The sequence below is a fragment of the Yoonia sp. R2331 genome (assembly GCF_041103235.1).
GTDB lineage: Bacteria > Pseudomonadota > Alphaproteobacteria > Rhodobacterales > Rhodobacteraceae > CANMYO01.
In genome coordinates this window covers 722,854-740,627 of sequence record NZ_JBGCUN010000001.1, presented here as the reverse complement: position 1 = coordinate 740,627, position 17,774 = coordinate 722,854, and the positions used below count along the sequence as shown (strand labels likewise).

Genomic DNA, 17,774 nt, shown 5'->3' with positions numbered 1-17,774 from the left:
GTTTCCTAACCGATCTTCAATGCGGAAGCGCGCTTCACACGGTTTTCGCAGCAAATCGCGCGGTCCACCCCGCATTTAACCCCGCCAAGGGGGCGGCAATAAGGCGTTCGTCCTGCCAAATAGCAGGACTTGCCATAAGTGCGGCCCGTGGATGGCCGGTTTCGCGCCATTCGGGGCATTGGCTTAGCGCGCCTTTGATGGCCGAGATGCGCAATTCGGGCGCATGGGGGCCGTTCAGCGACCACCGCCCATCCCAGATGTGATCGGTGGCGCAATCAGGTCCGATGGCCTTGACCTCGCGGCAGATCAGTATCTGATCGTTGGCCGCCTGCATCACGCACCCGTGGAGCGTTGTGGTGCCCCCCGAAAGGAGTTGGTCCACCGCACTTTCAAGCGCCGACAAACGCGGTCGGTAGGGATTGCCGCCGATTGCAATCAGTGCATTGGCCACGATCCGCAGACGGGTTTCTTCTTCGACGGTGGCCAGCGCATCGCGATCAAATGCAACATAGCCTGCCTCTGCGATCCCGACCGTGGTGACTGCCTGCGTCGCCTGCTTCACCCGCTGATCCAGCGCCGCCTTGGCGCGTGCCATCTGCCGGGCGGTCTTGGCAAGTGTCGCCACATCCAACCCCTCTTGCCCGATCAGACGCCGGATGCGGACCCGGTCGAAACGCGCGTCTTCATTGCTGGGATCATCGACAAAGGGGATCTTCAGCGTCTTGCAATAGTGCCGCAACGCCTCTCGCCGGACGCCAAGAAGCGGGCGCACGATAGTCAATCCCGGCGTCTCGCGCTTTGCGGCCATGCCAGCCAACCCATCGACACCGGACCCACGGATCAGGCGCATCAGGACCGTCTCGGCCTGATCATCCTGGGTATGGGCCATCACAACGTGGCCCCTGGGCGCGCAATACGCTGTGATCCGGTCCAGTCGGGCCTGACGGGCGGCGTCTTGCAGATTACCAGTGCCGTCCCAGCCCGTCCAAGTGAGAGTCGCGTGGCGCAGCCCCAGCACGTCACATTCAGCAGCGACCATCGCGGCCTCTGCCGCACTTTCAGGCCGGAACCCGTGGTCAACGGTCATCACCTTGAGCGCAATACCGTAGATGCGCGCCCAGCCTGCCGCCAGATGCAACATCGCCATACTGTCGCCCCCGCCAGAGACGGCCAAGGCGATTTCTGAGGGGAAATTCGGGCCAAGCAGCGCGCCCATTTCATCAGCAAAATGCTGTGGTAGGTCTACTGGCATCCCAGACCGGACATCGCCGTTTGCGCCTGTGTCACGAAGGCGTTGCCCGGGAAACGCACGCCAACCTCTGCCAGTGTCAGGCAAGCATCTTGTGTCTGTCCCAGCTGACCCAATGCGCTGCCTAACTTGAACAGCGCCTCAGGTGCGGTGGGGCCGCTGGCGTCGGTGGAAAAGCTGGCGAGAAAGGCGCGCGCAGCATTTGTGGTTTCGCCCAGTCCTTCGAACGCTTTGCCCTTCATCAGCTCCGCCTCGGCGGCTACTGGCGATCCGGGGTAGGACGTAACGAAGGTCGCAAGGAGGTCAGCGGCGCCGCGAAAGTCACCGGATGCGAGCGCCTCCTGCGCCCGCTCAAAATCGGCCTGTTCGCCAATGGCAAGGGCCGGGCCGCCAGTGGCGGGGGCCGGATTGGCAACTGGCACGTCGGTGCCGTTATCAACGCCGCCAAGGGACGGCGTGTCGCCTAACAGGCTGATATCACAACCGTCTTCAAGCTCGCACAGGCGAAATTCCAGATCACCAATGCGGTTGGTGCCATCCACAGTGATGCGGTTGACGCGAAACTCCAGCTCTTCGGTTTTAGAGGTCAGGCGCTGCAACTCTGCCTCGATCGCGTTCAGGCGGTCCAGCGGCGTATTGCCACTCGTGTCATTGCCGACGCTGCCGGTTGTTGAAAGCTCCGTGCGCAGCCGCTGGATGTCGACATAAAGGATCGACAACTGCTGACGGATGTCTGCGAGCGTTTGGTCCTGGGCCATCACCGATGGCGCAGACAGGGCCAGACCCAAAACAAGTGCAACACGGATCAACATCAAACGCAGGTCCTTAGCTAAGCGCACCAACGGAAATGATCGTCACGGCGCGGCGGTTCTTGGCGTAGCAGCTTTCGTCAGAGCATACCTCAATCGGGCGTTCCTTGCCGTAGCTGATCGTGCGCAGGCGGTTAGCAGGCACCCCTTTGGAGATCAGATATTCGCGCACCGTGTTGGCGCGACGCGCACCAAGGGCAAGGTTGTATTCGCGTGTGCCCTGTTCATCCGCATGGCCTTCGACAATTGCCAGATAGTCGCCATTGGTCATCAACCAGCTGGCTTGCCCATCAAGCGTGGCCTGCCCCGCAGCCGTCAGCGTCGAGCTATCGACCTGGAACAGCACGCGATCACCAATGGTCTGCGCAAAGAACTGCGGGCTTGTCGGGTCAGCGGCCCCTGTTGGCGCGTTCAATCCAGCACCCGCACCGGCCCCTGCACCGGTCGTGTCATTGACGCCCCCGCCAAAACGGTCGGGCCGTGTGCAAGCGGCCGTGCTGAGGGTGAGCAGCACCAATAAGGCTTTGGTTGTGAATGTCATGGGTCTGTCCTGTTCTACCGCTTATATTTTTTGGCACCTTATCACGGCTTGGCTGTGGTGAAAACGTGCCTGCATGTGATGTTTCAGGGCTGTAACGGACCCCATGAAGGGTCAGAGCCTGCGCCCTGAACCGGCACTGCCTGCAGGTTCCGCCCTGAGATGTCGACCGAATAAAGAGAGGAGGCACCCGCCGCCCCTTGGGTTTCGCGCATGAACATCAGCACCCGGCCATTTGGCGACCATGTGGGGCCTTCGTCCAGAAAGGAGGCGGTCAGCAGGCGTTCTTCGCTGCCATCGGTGCGCATGACACCAATGTGGAACCGGCCTGCGTTCTGCTTGGTAAAGGCAATCAGATCACCGCGCGGCGACCAGACGGGCGTGCCGTAACGGCCTTCGCCAAACGAGATTCGCTGTGCCTCACCGCCATTTGCGGACATGATGTAAAGCTGCTGGGTGCCGCTGCGGTCGCTTTCAAACACGATGCGGCTGCCATCGGGGCTAAAGCTTGGGGCGGTTTCAATCGAAGGCGCAGAGGTCAGGCGGGTATGCGCGCCGGTGCCAAGGTCTGTCTGATAAAGATCGGTGTTGCCGCCATTGGCCAGGCTATAGATCACCCGGTTCCCATCGCGCGAAAACCGTGGGCTGAACGCCATCTCGCCCTCTGCCGTAGGCAATTGCTGGCGTCCAACGGTGGCCACATCCAGCACATTGATGCGCGGGAAGCCGGTTTCATAGGTGGTATAAAGCACCCGGTCGCCCTTGGGGCTGAACCGTGGAGCAAGCACAATGGCGCTGCTGTCGGTCAGGAATTGCAGGTTTGCGCCATCGTAATCCATGATCGCAATACGTTTTTGCCGCGCGTCTTTGGGGCCGGTTTCGGCCACGAACACCACGCGGCTGTCGAAATATCCGCCTTCGCCTGTAATCCGGCCATAGGCGGCGTCAGCCACCTTATGCGCCATGCGCCGCCAGCCCTGCACGGTACCTGCAAATTGCAGCCCCTCGCCCAGTTCGGCGCCCGCAAAGACGTCATAAAGCCGGAATTTCACGACCAATTGATCACCACTGACCGCAACCGCCCCGCCGATCAGCGCCTGCGCATTGATCGCGCGCCAGTCGGGGTAAGCAACCGGTGCGCCAAAGGATGCAGGCTGGCTGATAAACGCGCTCGACGGGATTTCGCGGAAAAGGCCCGTGTTCGCCAGATCCTGTGCGACCAGACGTGTAATGTCAGCGGCCAGTTGTTCGGCCCCTGCTGTTTCGGCCTGAAACCCGGGCACCGCAAAGGGCAAGGGTTCGATCACACCATCGGTGATAGTCAGCCGCAGTGGGCCGTCCTGTGCCTGTGCGGGGCCTGCCAAAAAGGTCGCCAGACCCAAGGCCATCAGAAGTCTCAACATTGCTCAATCCTCGCCTTGTGCGGGCTTTTCATTCGTTTTGATGGGTTCGCTTGCGCAATCAAGGGGCAATTCGCGCCGAATTCCCCGTTGCGCGACAGTTCGCCGGTTGCCAGGCCCATCACCGCAACCTCATGCCAGAGGGGTCAAAGGTAATCACCACCTCTTTCCACTGGTCATACTTTTCGGCCGGAAGGTCATACCCCCCCTGCCCCTGACAGCGCAGGATCGCGCGGCGCGCGGCCTGAAATGCGGTTTCGGTCGCGCTGCTATCTCCATCCGAAGAGATCAGTTGCACATTGCCGGACACCTTGCCGTCCTGATCCAGTGCAAAGCCCACCTCGACCGTCACGCGCGCTGCAACCGATCCGGGATCGACGTTCCAGCAGCGATTGACGGCCACCCGGAAACCTTCGCGTTCCGACCCTGTCATCGGCGGGCCCTCAGCCGCTGGCAGCTGCATAGATTCGAGCGCTGCGGCGACGGCGGCCTCGACATCCGCTTCACTGTCTTCCAAGACCTCTGCCGCCTGTGGCGCAGGTTCTTCAACCGGGGCTTCGGCGACCTCAGGTTCTGCGGGTGCGGGGCGGTTGGGCCGCACGGTTGGCCGCAAGGATGTGGAAACAGCGCCAGAGGGTTCCTCGGCTTCGGTCACGATCTCTGTTGCGGCTTCTTCGGGGGCTGTTGCCTCGGTCGGTTCCTCAACCACCTCGGCCGGCTCTGTCGCGTCTGGCGTGGCACTTTCCTGCACGACATCCGCGACCTCCGTATCAAGCGGCGGCGGGGCCACGGGTTCGGGGGCCACACGGTCAGCGGGGCGCGGAACAGGCGTGTCGCTAATTTTAAGATCGGGAGAGGCCAGTTCCTGTGGCGGTGCCGGTGGTGTCGGGGCCTGATCGGTCACATCCGCAACGGGTTCGGGCGGCGCAGGGGCTTCTGGCGGTGGCGTTTCCTCTGCCGGTTGCGGCACCGGTTCGGGTAGGGTCACATCCTCTGGCGGCGAGTCTTCTGCCGGGACAGGTGGCGTATCTTCGACCAGCGGCACGGTTGGCGCATCGGGCGCTTCACTGGCAGGGTCTGGCGTGGTGGCTGCCACGAGTGCTGCGAATTCTTCGCCCGACACCACCGAAACATCGGCCACCTCAAACGGCAGCGGATCGGATTGGAACCCCCAGCCCGCCACAAGCCAGATCACAAGGCCCACATGCCCCGCACTTGAAATATAGGTGCCGGTCGAGGCCACGGGGCTAGCCGTCCTGATCGTTCAGCGTCGGACCGCCAATATCCGTCACCAAACCGATGTTGTTAAAGCCTGCCGCATTCAGCGCGCCCATGACCTGCGCCACACGGTTCCAGGCGTTGGACCCGTCCGCGCGCAGGAAAATCCGGTCGCTTTCGCGCTCTGCAGCGATGGCCTGCAGTTTGACGACCAGATCCGCCTCGGCGGTTTCGGTGTTCTGGATCAGCAAGCCACCGTCCGCCGTGATCGTCACGGTCAGCGGTTCCTCTTGATCGGTAGGCAATGCGTTGGCAGCGGTTTCCGGCAGTTCAACTGGCACGCCCACCGTCAACAGCGGCGCGGCCACCATGAAGATGATCAACAGCACCAGCATCACGTCCACGAAAGGTGTGACGTTGATCTCTGACATCGGTTGGCTCCGGCTGGACCGGCGACGCCTGCGCCGTCCGCCATCTTCCCCGCCCGGTTTGATAACACCGGCCCCCATGCTCAGCTATCCAACTGACGGCTGAGGATCGTGGCGAATTCGTCAGCAAAGGCCTCGTAGCCTGCGACAATCCGGTCCGCGTCCGCGCTGAGTTTGTTATAGAAAACCACCGCCGGGATCGCGGCCATCAGGCCAAGTCCTGTCGCCAGCAAGGCCTCGGCAATGCCGGGGGCCACAACGGCGAGGTTTGTGTTTTGCTGCTCTGCGATTTCGACAAAGGCATTCATGATGCCAAAGACCGTGCCGAACAGACCAACGAAAGGTGCGGTTGACCCGGTGGTGGCCAGAACCGGCAGGCCCTTTTGCAGTTTGCCCGCCTCTTTGGCGATGGCCACATCCATGCTGCGGTCGATCCGGGCCTGTGCACCTGCAATCAACGCGCCGTCCTGTCGGTGCGACCTGCGCCACTCCAACATGCCGGCGCTAAATATCGTCTCGGACGCGCCGCGCGGTGTGTCACCGATCTGGTCGAACAACTGGTCCAACGGCTCGCCGGACCAAAATGCCCGATCAAAAATATCCGCTTCGCGCCGGGCGCGGCGATATTGGATCAGTTTGTCGACAATCACCGCCCAGCACCAGACTGAGGCGACGATCAGCATGATCATGACCAGTTTGACAAGGATTGTGGCGCGGGCAAACAAGGCCCACATCGTAAAATCGGTTGCTGCTTCCATATGCCCGCTCTGCTTGTGAGGCCGTTATCGGCCCTTGTTTGGACGCAACATAAGCGATGATCCTTGGGAAATCCATTGCGCTCGCGCAGTTCGCGCGCACTTCCTCGTGCGCACTACCCCAGTTTTGCGCGAAGATCCGCTGGCAGCCGTGTGGGCCGCCCTTCGGTGGTCATGCAGACCGCCGTGACAACTGCGCGAAAGATCACTTGATCGCCACGCCGCACCTCTTGGTCAAACACCCAGCGGCTTTGCCCCTCTGGCCGGTGCGTGGTCACCACGGTCAACCGGTCATCCAGCCGTGCCGGTGCCAGATAATCCGCCTCGACCCGGCGCACGACAAAGACGATACCGTCCTCTTTCATCTTGTTCTGGTCCAGCCCCATGACTTCAACCAGCTCGGACCGGGCACGTTCGATGTATTTGAGATAGTTGGCATAATAGACGATCCCGCCCATGTCGGTGTCTTCATAATAGACCCGCACAGGCAGGTGATGAGGTGTGGCGTCCTGAGGCATGGCAATCCTGTCCATTTTTCAAACCAAGGCCTCGTAGGCCCGGGCGACCTAAAGGTCGTGAAACAGATAAAAGGTGTTCCCATAGGGATCGGCAACCGTGAATTGCCGCAATCCCCAAGGTGTGTCGGCAACAGGCTCTGTGATCGTTGCGCCGCAACCTTTCAAATCAGCAAAGGCTGCATCAACGTCGTCGACAAACACCCAGAAGGTCCCTCCGGTCTTGACCGCGTCGGCCTGCCGCAAGAATAGCGCACAATCTCCGCGTGACACCGCGCCAATGCGACCTGCCGTGTTGTGCCAGCCGATCTTGAACCTCAGATGGTCGCGGTAATAGGCCTGCGCTGCCGCGACATCCGGCACCGAAAGTTCTGGTGTTGCTGGGGCAAAGTGCATCACAATTTCCCTTTGCTTTGTCAGGACGGTTTGGACTGCAAGGTCAACCGCGCCGCAACACGCAGAGCGTGGCTTGCATCCCTTGCAACCGCTGGCATCACAGGATCATAGGCAGCGCGCACCACATCCGCCACATCGGGGCGCAAAACGGTTGTGTCATTGACCACCGCCAGCGGTGACGTGTCGACAAATGCTCGGTCTGACCACAGCAGAATTGTCTGCACGGCCTGTGACAGGGCCAGCGTGTCGGCGCTGACCGCCGCCAGATGGTCGTCATAGCGCAGGAAAACAAAGGCCGCCTTGATCGCGCCCGCCTCATCAAAGCGGAAAATCCGGTATTGATTGGCCTGTGCCGCTTTCAGCCGCCCGACCAGCGGTCCAAGGTCTGGCACCAATTGATCCAGATGCGGCACTTGGGGCAGTTCATCCCAGTCCTGACAGAAGAACACCATAAGATTGGCACCCAGTTCCGGGTCGGTCTCGGCCATCTGATGCCCGGCGAGCGTGACCACCGCCTCGATCGCGCCTTTGAAGACGCCCAGCGTCGCTTCGTCCACGCCAAAGACCACAGGCGCGATTGGCCGTGCCCAGCGCACACAGACATATTGCCCGTCACTGCGCGTAAACAGCGCCTCTATCTCGCTTGCGTCCATCTTCTTCTGGCCCCAAAAAATCCCCGCCGGAGGCATCCGACCTATGCACCGAATAGATCGGTCTGATCCTTGGGCGCGTCCAGCCCCAAATGCGCCCAGGCCTTGGCGGCCAGCATCCGCCCGCGCGGGGTGCGTTGGATCAGCCCTTGCTGCAGCAAATAGGGCTCTATCACATCTTCAAGGCTGTCGCGGCTTTCTGACAGCGCAGCACTCAGCGTCTCAACCCCAACCGGACCGCCACCATAGCTTTCAGCGATCAGCCGCAAATAGCGACGATCGGCATTATCCAGCCCCAGATCATCAACGCCCAACCGTGTCAGCGCCCGGTCCGCAATCGCCTGCGTCACCGTGCCGTCGCCCTCGACCACGGCGAAATCGACCACGCGCCGCAGCAACCGTCCGGCGATCCTTGGGGTGCCACGGGCGCGCCGTGCAATCTCGCGCGCGCCGCCGTCTTCGGCGGGCGCACCCATCAGCCGCGCGCCGCGCGTGACAATCTCGTGCAACTCATCTTGTGTGTAGAATTCAAGACGTGTCGGAATGCCAAAGCGGTCGCGTAGCGGTGTGGTCAACAACCCCATGCGCGTCGTGGCACCCACAAGCGTAAAGGGCTGTAATTCGATCCGCACCGTGCGCGCGGCGGGGCCCTCGCCGATCACCAGATCAAGCTCAAAATCCTCTAGCGCCGGGTATAGCACCTCTTCCACCGCCGGGTTCAGGCGGTGAATTTCGTCGATGAACAACACATCGCGCGCTTCCAGATTTGTCAGGATCGCCGCGAGATCCCCCGCCTTGGCCAGCACTGGCCCGCTGGTCATGCGGAAATTCACACCCAACTCGCGCGCCATGATCTGCGCCAATGTGGTTTTGCCCAGGCCAGGGGGGCCGTGAAAAAGCGTGTGGTCCATCGCCTCGCCCCGACGGCGTGCGCTTTCGATAAAGACCTTCAGATTTGCCCGTGCCGCCTTTTGCCCGATGAATTCATCAAGCTGCTGTGGTCGCAAGGCGCGGTCGCCATCTTCGGCTTGCCGCTCGGGGCGCAATGTAGGATCGGGTTCGCTCATGTGGGCTCCGCGCGAAGAGGGACGATAGGACCGATGAGCACCCCCCTACCCCTTAGGTGCCAAGAGCTTCAAGGCCGCGCGGATCAGCGCAGAGGTGTCAGCCTCCGGCTCTGCCCCCATCGCTTCGGCCACAGCCCCTGCCGCGTCACCGGGCGCATAACCCAGATTGCCAAGGGCCGACAGCGCCTCGGCCTGTGCGGGATTGCCCTTGGGCGCGGGCGCGCGACGCGCAGGGGCGGGTTCATTGTCGATCACTTCGTCGCCGGTCGCCGCCGCCACGGTGCCGCCCATCGCCATCACGCCGGGGGCCTTATCCTTGAGTTCCAGAATGACCTTCTGCGCGGTTTTCGGACCGACGCCCTTGGCCTTGGCAATCGCGCTCCAATCGCCAAGCGCAATTGCGCGGCTGACACCGTCAGCACCCAGTGCGCCCAGGATCGACATCGACGCCTTGGCCCCGATCCCCTGCACCGACATCAACAAGCGGTGCCATTCCTTTTCGACCAGCGTGGTGAACCCAAAAAGCTGCAAGTTCGTCTCTTGCACCAAAAGATCAGTATAAAGTGCCACCGCCTCACCGTTGGCAGGCAGGCCCGCCATGACGCGGTTGCTGACGTAGATCACATAGCCAACGCCGCGCACGTCGATCAGAACGTGATCGGTGCTGCGGTATTCCAGCCGCCCTGCGATCCGCCCAATCATGCGCTGGCCTTTGAAAGTGCGGCCGCCAGCGTGCCCGCCGATTGCAGATGGTGCGCGTGACAAATGGCAATTGCCAGCGCGTCTGCCGCATCCGGGCCGGCAACCTTGCAGCCCGGCAGCTGAAGCTGCACCATATGCAGGATTTGCCGCTTGTCGGCATGGCCCACGCCCACAACCGCCTTTTTGACCGCGTTGGGCGCGTATTCCCCAACCCGCAGCCCAGCTTGCGCCACCGCGAGCATCGCAACGCCGCGCGCCTGACCCAATTTCAGCGTGCCCGCGCCGTCCTTGTTCACAAAGGTCTGCTCGATGGCCGCCGCATCCGGGGCATAAGACGCCAAAACATCGGTCAGGGCCAGATGCAAAGACAGCAATCGGTCCGAGAGCGCCTCTCCCTCACCGTGACACACACCGTTGGCAATATGTGAAATGCGGCTGCCAGAGACCGCGATGATCCCCCAACCCATATTGCGCAGACCGGGATCAATCCCCACAACGCGCATTGCTTACCCCTGCTCTGTCTTGTTCTTGCGCCATTGCTAGCACAAAACGCGAACATCCGCCAAGGGCTTTGCGATCCCGTGGTCGCGGCCTAACATACCGCCATTGTTTATGCGATTTGCTACCTGAAAGGACCCAGCATGGCCGATTTCGCCAATTCCCTCACCAGTTTTCTTGTCAAAAAGGGCGTTTCGCCTGCTGCTGCAGGAAGTGCTGCCAATCTGGTCATGAAGCGTGGCTTGATGAAACAGCCCTATACGGCCAACGAACTTAAGCTTTTGACTGTTTTTCTGGACACACCCGAAGCAATGAGCCTCAAGAACGGTGCGGAAGCAAAGAAATACGGTGTCGAGTTGACCAATGCGACCGTCTCGGATCTGCGCACCGAACAGCTAAACAATGGTGCCGCCGCACCTGCTGCCTTTGGCACCGAACCCCGTCAGACGGGCTATAGACCCCGCCCGGTTATCGTCACATCGTATTCTACAGCCGGGTCACCTTCGGACGATGCTGTCCGGGATATCGTCAACGCCATTTCAAGCAATCAACCGCTGCGCACCGCAGAGGCAAAGTCGATTGCGCCACAGGGATAAAGAAAGGCAAATCCGTCGCCACATAGATCAAAAGCGACCTCGCCTAACCTCTTGTTTCACAATGACTTAAGGTTAACCGTGCTTAAGAAATAGTCATTCTGAAAATGCATAGAAGCTATGCAGAAATAGTGCTGGTGAAGTGTGATCGCCACTCCTATTTGCGCCTCATGAACTTCACGCTGCACAGCAGCACCTAAACTTGAGGAGCACGCCCATGGCCGCTTTTGACACCACCCGCCCAACTGCCGTGATCTCGGCTGGTTCCATCACACGTTTCGCCACCAACCTTGTTGGTGCCGTCACAACCTGGAACGATGCGCGCATCACGCGCAAATCCCTGTCCAAGCTCAGCGCACGCGAGCTGGACGACATCGGTCTGTCCTTTGGTGACATTGACACGGTGTCACGCCGCACGTTCTGATCCCTCCCTTCAGACGTACAAAGGCCGCGCCTCGAGCATATCGGGCGCGGCCTTTTTGTGTCTGATGCGCAGTTTGGGTTTCAGGTCAATCAAACGCGCAAAGACCACACCCCCGACAGGGTGCGGCCAATGCACATAGCAATGTGCCGGTCAAAACTGTTTTACAGTCCGATGCTTTGCAACACTTGTGCGACGGCCAATGTGGCGGGGTCAGCTTGCATGATCCAGGCGCCAGCCTTTTCGATCAGCGTGCCCTCGGCCAGCTTGCCCACACGTTCGGCATAGGTCGTTTCGCCCAGGGATGCATAAATGTAGCCCTTGAACAGAAACGCTGTGCCGACCATCAGGATCAGACCGCGCAGCGGGAATTTCGGATTGTAGATACGCGGTTGCGCCTGGATCAGACCGTTACCATCAACACGGTAGGTCACGCCATTTGCCATGCGCTGATGGCTCTTGACGATCCGGCGAAGCCGCTTTTCAAAGGGTGCCTGAGCGAGTCCCATTGTTCTCTCCAGTTAAAGCCCCCACTTCAACTTTTCACGTACTCTAACGTCGCCCCAGAATGTGGCAAAATTTGGGCAAACCGCTGAAACTGAGGCATTTTAACGATCTATCCGGCGGATTTGATTAAAGTCAGCGTGGTCCAGTCAACAATGCTGATCCGGGCAATCTCATTGAAGCCGAAACGTGCATAATGGGCGGCCACGTCATCTGCCTGCTCGTTCAAAATGCCCGAAAGAATCGCGTGGCCGCCGGATGTGGTCGATGCGGCCATGTCCTTGGCGATCGCCACCAGCGGTCCTTTGAGGATATTGGCAAAAACCAGATCATAGGGTGCACGGGCGGTCAGAGCTGCGGCGTCAAAGCCTGCGGCCACAACGCAGTCAACACGGTCCGACAGATCATTGGCCGTCACATTGGCCGCCGCCACGTCCACGGCAACGGGATCAATGTCGCTGGCGACAATCGGCGCGTCCGTGACATGGGCCGCGGCCATCGCCAGCACAGCCGTGCCACAGCCGATGTCGGCCACATTGGTCAGTGGCACCCCGTCCGTAACAAGCGCGTCCAAGGCCTGCAGGCAGCCCAGCGTCGTGCCGTGATGACCAGTGCCAAAGGCCATCGCCGCCTCGATCAGCAAGGGGATCTTGTCAGCCGGCACCTTGTCAGTGTCATGCGCGCCGTAAACAAAAAAACGCCCCGCTGGCACTGGCGGCAATTCGCGCTGAACTTTGGCGACCCAATCCTGATCTGGCACTTCAGAGACAGTGAAATCCTTGACCCCGTGCAAAGCGGCCAACACCGCCAAACCGGCCTGATCGGGTGCATCGGTGAAATAGGCACCGACCTCCCACAGACCTGATCCGTCTTCGACCTCGAACACGCCAATCCCCGTGGGTTCGGGCACCAGCGCCTCTAGCGCCTCGGCCAGGGCATCTGCGGTGTCCTGGCCGGTCATGGTGGTCAATGCGGTATAGGTGGTCATCGGGGCAACTCCATATCGTTGCCCCGCGCCTATGCTGTCAGTCGTGTTTCGTCAATCAGACGCCGACGCCAATCGGGCAGGTCACGCCGGTGCCGCCGATACCGCAATAGCCGTTGGGGTTTTTGGCAAGGTATTGCTGGTGATAATCTTCGGCAAAGTAATAGGCGGGTGCCGCCACAATCTCTGTTGTGATTGCACCATATCCGGCCTTGGACAGGCGCGGTGCGAACATGGTTCTGCTGGCCTCGGCGGCGGTCTTCTGCGCATCCGAATAGGTGTAGATGCCAGATCGGTACTGCGTGCCGCGATCGTTGCCCTGCCGCATCCCTTGGGTCGGATCGTGCCCTTCCCAGAAGACCTGCAACAGCGTCTCATAACTGATCTTGGCGGGGTCAAAGACCACACGCACGACCTCATTGTGGCCGGTTTTGCCGCTGCACACCTCTTCATAAGTGGCATTGGGCGTATAGCCGCCCGCATAGCCCACGGATGTGGAATAGACGCCATCAAGTTTCCAGAACATCCGTTCCACGCCCCAGAAGCAGCCCATGCCGAACATCGCCACCTCCATGCCGTCGGGCACGTCTTTCAGCGGGGTATCGAGTACGAAATGCGTGGTCGCCGTGGGGATCGCGGCATCGCGGCCCGGCAAGGCGGCATCAGCAGAGATCATGTCGGACTTGTCGCGGAACATTGAGAACATCAGCGGCTCCTTTGCTGTGGATACTCCGGATATAGGGCGCGCACCGGGCGCTTTCTACTCTGCCGGGGCGGCGATCACGCGATTGAGACGGGTTTCATACCCCGGCACCGGATGACGCGGGATCAGCAAAGCCAGCAGGAAAGACACGCTCGCCATGCCTGCGGCCAGCAAAAAGACCGCGCCGGGTGATGTCAGCCACAGATAGCCCAAGAGCGCGGGCAGGAAGACGGCGGCGATATGGTTGATGGTAAAGGCCACAGCGGCCGTCGGTGCGATATCACCGGGGTCAGCGATTTTCTGAAAATAGGTCTTTAGTGCCAAAGCCAGCGCAAAGAAGATATGATCGACGATATAAAGCACGGCGGCCAGCACCACGCCCCAACCAAAGAAATACAAGCCGCCATAAAGCAGGAAGATCACGGCAAGGCCCGCGTATTCGAACAACAGCGCGCGTTGCTCGCCAAAAAGCGTCACCACTTTGCCCATCACCGGGGCCACGACGATGTTGGTGATCAGGGTAATCAGATACAGCACTGTGATCTCGTGCACGTCAAAGCCGAATTTTTCGACCATCATGAAGCCCGCGAAGACCATGAAAATCTGCCGCCGCGCGCCCGCCATGAACTGCAGCGCATAGTAAAGCCAGTAGCGGCGGCGCAGCACAAAGGTTTTCAACTGGGGATGGGGGGCTTCGAACTGCGGATAGGCGAGTAGGCAGAAGAGCGCGATCGCCACCGTGATCCCGCCCGAGATCATGTAGACAAAGGCGTAGGACAGATCCAAAGCCTCCCACGTCATGATGATCAGTACATAGGCCACAAACGTCGCGGCCGACCCCGCAGCCATCAGCCAGCCGATCATTTGCGGCGCGCGGGCCTTGCTGATCCACTGAAGCTGTAGCGATTGATTGACTGTCTCGTAATAGTGGAACCCGATGGACGACAGCATCGTGAGCGTCAGAATCCCCCCCATCGAAGGGAAATAGGCGGTGATCGCCGTGGCTGCGCCCAGCAGCACAAGCGACACCAGCCCCAGCACCTGTTCGCGGACAAAGATGATCAGAGCAATCACGCCAATGGCGAAAAATCCGGGGATCTCGCGCACGGTATGCAGCCAGCCAATGTCAGAGCCGTCGAAATCGCCCACTTCGATCACGAAGTTATTCAGCAATGCTGCCCAAGTGTTGAATGCGATCGGCATCGCCAATGCCATCAGAAACAGCAAGGTGATAGGTCTGCGCCAGAAGGGCAGACTGCGGGCATCTTCCAGACGAACGATCTGCATAGCCCCGGCTTACGCCTATCGTCAGGCGGTGGCGAGCGAAAAGCGCGCGGCGGCATCCGCGGCAATCGCCAGCGACTCGCGGCCAGTGGTGAAAAGCTGACCGTCGGGTGAAACGCGGAACGAGCAAAAGTAAAGACCGGGGGCCGCCGTGGCCGCGCCGCTGATCGTAGGCTTGCCATCATCCGTCAACGCGGGACTGTCGCCCAGCAACGGGCGCAGGTCGACATTGTAGCCCGTGGCCGCGATCACGGCATCAAAGGGCGCGGCACTGTCGTCAGCGAATGTCACACCGTCCTGAGTGAATGTCGCGATCCCCGGCTTTATGGCGATCTGCCCGGCCTTGATCGCGCCCAATGTGCCGACGTCAATCAGCGGGATACGTCCATCTTCGATCACCCGCGCACCGGGGCCTTTGCCGGTGGATTGCAGGCCGTAATCCTCTGGCTGCCCCACCGCCCAGCGTAGGATCGGTGCTGTGATCCGGTCGGCGGCCCTGTAACCCAAAAGCTTGCTCAGCAATCCAAAAGAGGTGATCGGCACGCCAAACAGCTCTTTTGGAAGGATGTTCACCGGCCCGCGCTGGGACAGGGTGACGTCCACGCCCGCCTGCGCCAGATCCAGTGCGATGTCGCCGCCGGAATTGCCAAACCCCACCACCAGCACACGCTGACCGGCAAAACCTCTTGCGTTTCGGTAGCCGCTTGAATGGATGATCTGCCCGGCGAACACCTCTTGTTGCGGCCACACGGGGACATGCGGTGTGCCGTTCAGACCGGTTGCCACGACAACCACATCGGTCCGGTCCGTCCCATCGGTGTGGGTCACTCGCCACCCATCACCGTCCAGCTGGATCGTCTTGACCGCCACGCCAAAGCGTGGGGATAGGGCGTTGGCGGCGGCATAAGCCTCTAGATATGTGATCACAGCAGCCCGCGATGGAAAACGGCCCACCTCTGCCGGAAATGCCATCCCCGGCAAGCCAGAGCGTCCGCGTGCCGTATGCAGTTTGAGGCAGTCATAATGACCGCGCCAGCTTGATCCCACGGCGGATGCTTGTTCCAGCAAATCAACCGCGAACCCCTGACCCTTCAGCGCGGCCGCCGCTGCCAGCCCTGCAGGTCCGGCGCCTATCACAATCGCATCTGGCATGGGCCCTCCATTGACCTGCATCAAGGTTCTGATGCGCCGTTCCAGTTAGAATGAAGTCATAACAGAAGGAAAGGAAAGCCGATGTTTTCGAAAATCCTGATTGGTGTAGACGGGTCTGACCCCGCACTTCATGCGCTGAATGCCGCCTGCGATCTGGCTAAGGCCTGCGATGCGGCGATCTATCTGGTGCATGTGCCGCACCCTGACACTGTGGCCTTCGCCACCGGTGCTGTGGCGGGCTATCATATGGTCACGACCATGCCGGACGACAAAACCGTGCAGGCCGCTGCTGCCAAGATCATCGCATCGGCCACCGACATTGTGACAAAGGCAGGCTGCACAGTTGCGGAAAGCTATACACAGCGCGGCGACCCCGGCGACATGGTCATCGCCACGGCCAAAGAAATGGATGCCGATCTGATCGTCACTGGACGGCGCGGGCTTGGCAATATCGCGGGGCTGATCCTTGGCAGTACCTCGCAGCGGATCAGCCACCACGCACATTGTGCCGTTTTGACCGTGCCCTAGCCGGGCACCAACGTCTGGCTGAGCCGGGTCAAATCAGGATAGAAGGCGGTCGCTTCTCGCGTGGCGGCCGCGTCCCAACACCTGTCGATCAGATCGACCAGTTCGGGCGCATAGACCGTCGGCGACAGCCCATCCCGGACATTGCCAAAGCTGAAATGTTCGGCCAGCCCATAGGCCACGGGAAAGACCTTGCCATCGGCGCCGATCACCACCGGTGAGACCAAATCACCCACTTTTGGCCGGGGCTTGGCTTGCAGCAGCTCGCCCGTCAGCGCGTCACAGATGATCCGGCAATCGGGGTGAATGACGTCCAGAAGCTGGCTGAGGACCATCGCCCGCAAAAGCGTTTCGTCGCTGGGTTCTTTCACAATGGCAGAGGTCAGCCCGCGCCCCAGTTCCGACACCGGATGCAGTTGCACGTGTCGCGCGCCTGCCGCGGCGATTTGCGCGACAAGGGCTGGAATATCCTCCATCCCGTCTTCACCAAGCGAGACCACAGCACCGCAGGCATGACCTTTGTCCGCCAGCGTTTTCAGCGTTTCCATCGCACGATCAAAACTGCCTTGCTTGCGCCGGATCAGGTCGTGGCGCGGGGCCAACCCGTCAAAACTGACCGAGATCAGGTCAGGCTGATGCTGATCGGCAAAACCCGCAATCCGACGCGGTTGCAGGCCGTTGGTGATGACCGACACCGCAAAGCCCTGTTCGCGCAGGCCGCCGCACAGGCGGTCCAGACCAAAGTAGATCGTCGGCTCGCCCCCCGACAGGCTGGCGCTGTCATAGCCATCCGCGGCCATCTTGGCGGTTGCTTGCAGGATGTGTTCAGGGTCCAGCCCGCGTGGCATCTGCGGGCTGGAGGTCGAATAACAATGGGCACATGTCAGATTGCACAATAGTGTCGGGTGGATGTGCACCACCCGACGGGCCATCAAGGCCATCAGCCCAGCTCTTGGCCGACGCGCACGCGCAGGCGTTCGGGGTCTGTGATCCCGTCGATCATGATGTCGACGTTGCGCACCCGGCCCGGGACCAGTTCCATCAGGCGTTGCAGGTCAAATTTGACCAGCGGCCCCTTGAATTCAAAGTCCCAGCAGGTGCCGTATTTACAGACGTCAAAGCCGATGACCGGGAATTCGTCGTTAAAGATCGCCTTGGAAATCGTGCCAAGGCTATCGCGGCTGATCTTGTTTGACGCGACCCGATTGGCCATTAGTTCAAGCGTTTGCTCGGTACTGAGCTTTTCAACATTAAGCATTCTAAAATCTCCTTTTTTGAAATTGCCGAAATATGGCGATTTCAACCTATCAGGGTGCTGAGCCGCCCGCAGGTCAGGAAAACCAGAGTGTAAGCGTTTTTGGTGGGCGTTATCTGCTGGAGGG

The 17,774-nt window shown here is 60.5% G+C and carries 23 protein-coding genes; 3 read left to right on the top strand and 20 right to left on the bottom strand.

Going from position 1 to position 17,774, the window contains the following annotated elements; translation table 11 throughout:
- Positions 1-34: 34 nt before the first annotated feature.
- From tilS to ruvC, 13 genes are all read right to left on the bottom strand, one after another.
- Positions 35-1,252, bottom strand: a complete 1,218-nt coding sequence (gene tilS / locus AB3Y40_RS03750) for a tRNA lysidine(34) synthetase TilS (protein ID WP_369437464.1) — start codon at positions 1,250-1,252, stop codon at positions 35-37.
- Entirely contained in the window at positions 1,243-2,061 is an 819-nt protein-coding gene (gene ybgF, locus AB3Y40_RS03745) for a tol-pal system protein YbgF (protein WP_369437463.1), read from the bottom strand. Before ybgF ends, tilS begins: the two co-directional genes overlap by 10 nt.
- A gap of 13 nt (positions 2,062-2,074) precedes the next feature.
- Positions 2,075-2,599, bottom strand: a complete 525-nt coding sequence (gene pal, locus AB3Y40_RS03740) for a peptidoglycan-associated lipoprotein Pal (RefSeq protein ID WP_369437462.1) — start codon at positions 2,597-2,599, stop codon at positions 2,075-2,077.
- Between the two features lie 83 nt (positions 2,600-2,682).
- The gene (tolB, locus tag AB3Y40_RS03735) at positions 2,683-3,999 is read right to left on the bottom strand and encodes a Tol-Pal system beta propeller repeat protein TolB (protein WP_369437461.1); all 1,317 of its coding nucleotides are present in this window, start codon (positions 3,997-3,999) and stop codon (positions 2,683-2,685) included.
- A gap of 118 nt (positions 4,000-4,117) precedes the next feature.
- A complete protein-coding gene (locus tag AB3Y40_RS03730; protein WP_369437460.1) occupies positions 4,118-5,239 on the bottom strand; it encodes an energy transducer TonB in 1,122 nt (373 codons plus the stop codon).
- A 4-nt stretch (positions 5,240-5,243) separates the two neighbouring features.
- Positions 5,244-5,723: a protein TolR gene (gene tolR, locus AB3Y40_RS03725; RefSeq protein WP_369437459.1), complete on the bottom strand. Its 480-nt coding sequence runs from the start codon at positions 5,721-5,723 to the stop codon at positions 5,244-5,246.
- Positions 5,724-5,725: 2 nt separating this feature from the next.
- Positions 5,726-6,400 (bottom strand): protein TolQ, encoded by a 675-nt coding sequence (gene tolQ, locus AB3Y40_RS03720; RefSeq protein WP_369437458.1) that lies wholly within the window; start codon positions 6,398-6,400, stop codon positions 5,726-5,728.
- Between the two features lie 113 nt (positions 6,401-6,513).
- Positions 6,514-6,915 carry a tol-pal system-associated acyl-CoA thioesterase gene (gene ybgC / locus AB3Y40_RS03715; RefSeq protein ID WP_369437457.1) on the bottom strand — a complete coding sequence of 134 codons (402 nt, stop codon included), beginning with the start codon at positions 6,913-6,915 and terminating at the stop codon, positions 6,514-6,516.
- A gap of 48 nt (positions 6,916-6,963) precedes the next feature.
- Positions 6,964-7,308: a VOC family protein gene (locus AB3Y40_RS03710; RefSeq protein ID WP_369437456.1), complete on the bottom strand. Its 345-nt coding sequence runs from the start codon at positions 7,306-7,308 to the stop codon at positions 6,964-6,966.
- A 20-nt stretch (positions 7,309-7,328) separates the two neighbouring features.
- Positions 7,329-7,961, bottom strand: coding sequence for a hypothetical protein (locus tag AB3Y40_RS03705; protein ID WP_369437455.1), 633 nt, complete (start codon positions 7,959-7,961; stop codon positions 7,329-7,331).
- 41 nt (positions 7,962-8,002) lie between these two features.
- Complete coding sequence (gene ruvB / locus AB3Y40_RS03700) at positions 8,003-9,025, bottom strand: Holliday junction branch migration DNA helicase RuvB (protein ID WP_369437454.1); 1,023 nt, start codon at positions 9,023-9,025, stop codon at positions 8,003-8,005.
- A 45-nt stretch (positions 9,026-9,070) separates the two neighbouring features.
- Positions 9,071-9,727 (bottom strand): Holliday junction branch migration protein RuvA, encoded by a 657-nt coding sequence (ruvA, locus tag AB3Y40_RS03695; RefSeq protein ID WP_369437453.1) that lies wholly within the window; start codon positions 9,725-9,727, stop codon positions 9,071-9,073.
- Complete coding sequence (gene ruvC, locus AB3Y40_RS03690; RefSeq protein WP_369437452.1) at positions 9,724-10,230, bottom strand: crossover junction endodeoxyribonuclease RuvC; 507 nt, start codon at positions 10,228-10,230, stop codon at positions 9,724-9,726. The genes ruvA and ruvC overlap by 4 nt, the downstream gene beginning before the upstream one ends.
- A gap of 138 nt (positions 10,231-10,368) precedes the next feature.
- Here ruvC and AB3Y40_RS03685 point away from each other — a divergent pair, with 138 nt between their 5' ends.
- Positions 10,369-10,821, top strand: a complete 453-nt coding sequence (locus AB3Y40_RS03685; protein ID WP_369437451.1) for a hypothetical protein — start codon at positions 10,369-10,371, stop codon at positions 10,819-10,821.
- A 214-nt stretch (positions 10,822-11,035) separates the two neighbouring features.
- On the top strand, positions 11,036-11,242 hold the full coding sequence (locus AB3Y40_RS03680) for a DUF1127 domain-containing protein (RefSeq protein ID WP_369437450.1): 207 nt from the start codon (positions 11,036-11,038) through the stop codon (positions 11,240-11,242).
- 161 nt (positions 11,243-11,403) lie between these two features.
- Here AB3Y40_RS03680 and AB3Y40_RS03675 read toward each other — a convergent pair whose 3' ends face one another.
- From AB3Y40_RS03675 to AB3Y40_RS03655, 5 genes are all read right to left on the bottom strand, one after another.
- Positions 11,404-11,748 carry a hypothetical protein gene (locus tag AB3Y40_RS03675; RefSeq protein ID WP_369437449.1) on the bottom strand — a complete coding sequence of 115 codons (345 nt, stop codon included), beginning with the start codon at positions 11,746-11,748 and terminating at the stop codon, positions 11,404-11,406.
- Between the two features lie 107 nt (positions 11,749-11,855).
- The gene (locus tag AB3Y40_RS03670; RefSeq protein ID WP_369437448.1) at positions 11,856-12,731 is read right to left on the bottom strand and encodes a 50S ribosomal protein L11 methyltransferase; all 876 of its coding nucleotides are present in this window, start codon (positions 12,729-12,731) and stop codon (positions 11,856-11,858) included.
- A gap of 55 nt (positions 12,732-12,786) precedes the next feature.
- Complete coding sequence (gene msrA, locus AB3Y40_RS03665; RefSeq protein ID WP_369437447.1) at positions 12,787-13,434, bottom strand: peptide-methionine (S)-S-oxide reductase MsrA; 648 nt, start codon at positions 13,432-13,434, stop codon at positions 12,787-12,789.
- Positions 13,435-13,488: 54 nt separating this feature from the next.
- Positions 13,489-14,718, bottom strand: coding sequence for an MFS transporter (locus tag AB3Y40_RS03660; RefSeq protein ID WP_369437446.1), 1,230 nt, complete (start codon positions 14,716-14,718; stop codon positions 13,489-13,491).
- Positions 14,719-14,739: 21 nt separating this feature from the next.
- Positions 14,740-15,867, bottom strand: coding sequence for a flavin-containing monooxygenase (locus AB3Y40_RS03655; RefSeq protein WP_369437445.1), 1,128 nt, complete (start codon positions 15,865-15,867; stop codon positions 14,740-14,742).
- Between the two features lie 81 nt (positions 15,868-15,948).
- Between AB3Y40_RS03655 and AB3Y40_RS03650 the strand changes: the two genes are divergently transcribed.
- Positions 15,949-16,395: a universal stress protein gene (locus AB3Y40_RS03650; protein ID WP_369437444.1), complete on the top strand. Its 447-nt coding sequence runs from the start codon at positions 15,949-15,951 to the stop codon at positions 16,393-16,395.
- Here the strand turns inward: AB3Y40_RS03650 and AB3Y40_RS03645 are convergent.
- Together AB3Y40_RS03645 and AB3Y40_RS03640 are read right to left on the bottom strand one after the other, a co-directional pair.
- Positions 16,392-17,333 (bottom strand): radical SAM protein, encoded by a 942-nt coding sequence (locus tag AB3Y40_RS03645; protein ID WP_369437443.1) that lies wholly within the window; start codon positions 17,331-17,333, stop codon positions 16,392-16,394. The two genes, AB3Y40_RS03650 and AB3Y40_RS03645, sit on opposite strands and share 4 nt — an antisense overlap.
- Positions 17,333-17,650 (bottom strand): hypothetical protein, encoded by a 318-nt coding sequence (locus tag AB3Y40_RS03640; RefSeq protein ID WP_369437442.1) that lies wholly within the window; start codon positions 17,648-17,650, stop codon positions 17,333-17,335. The genes AB3Y40_RS03645 and AB3Y40_RS03640 overlap by 1 nt, the downstream gene beginning before the upstream one ends.
- Between the last annotated feature and the right edge of the window lie 124 nt (positions 17,651-17,774).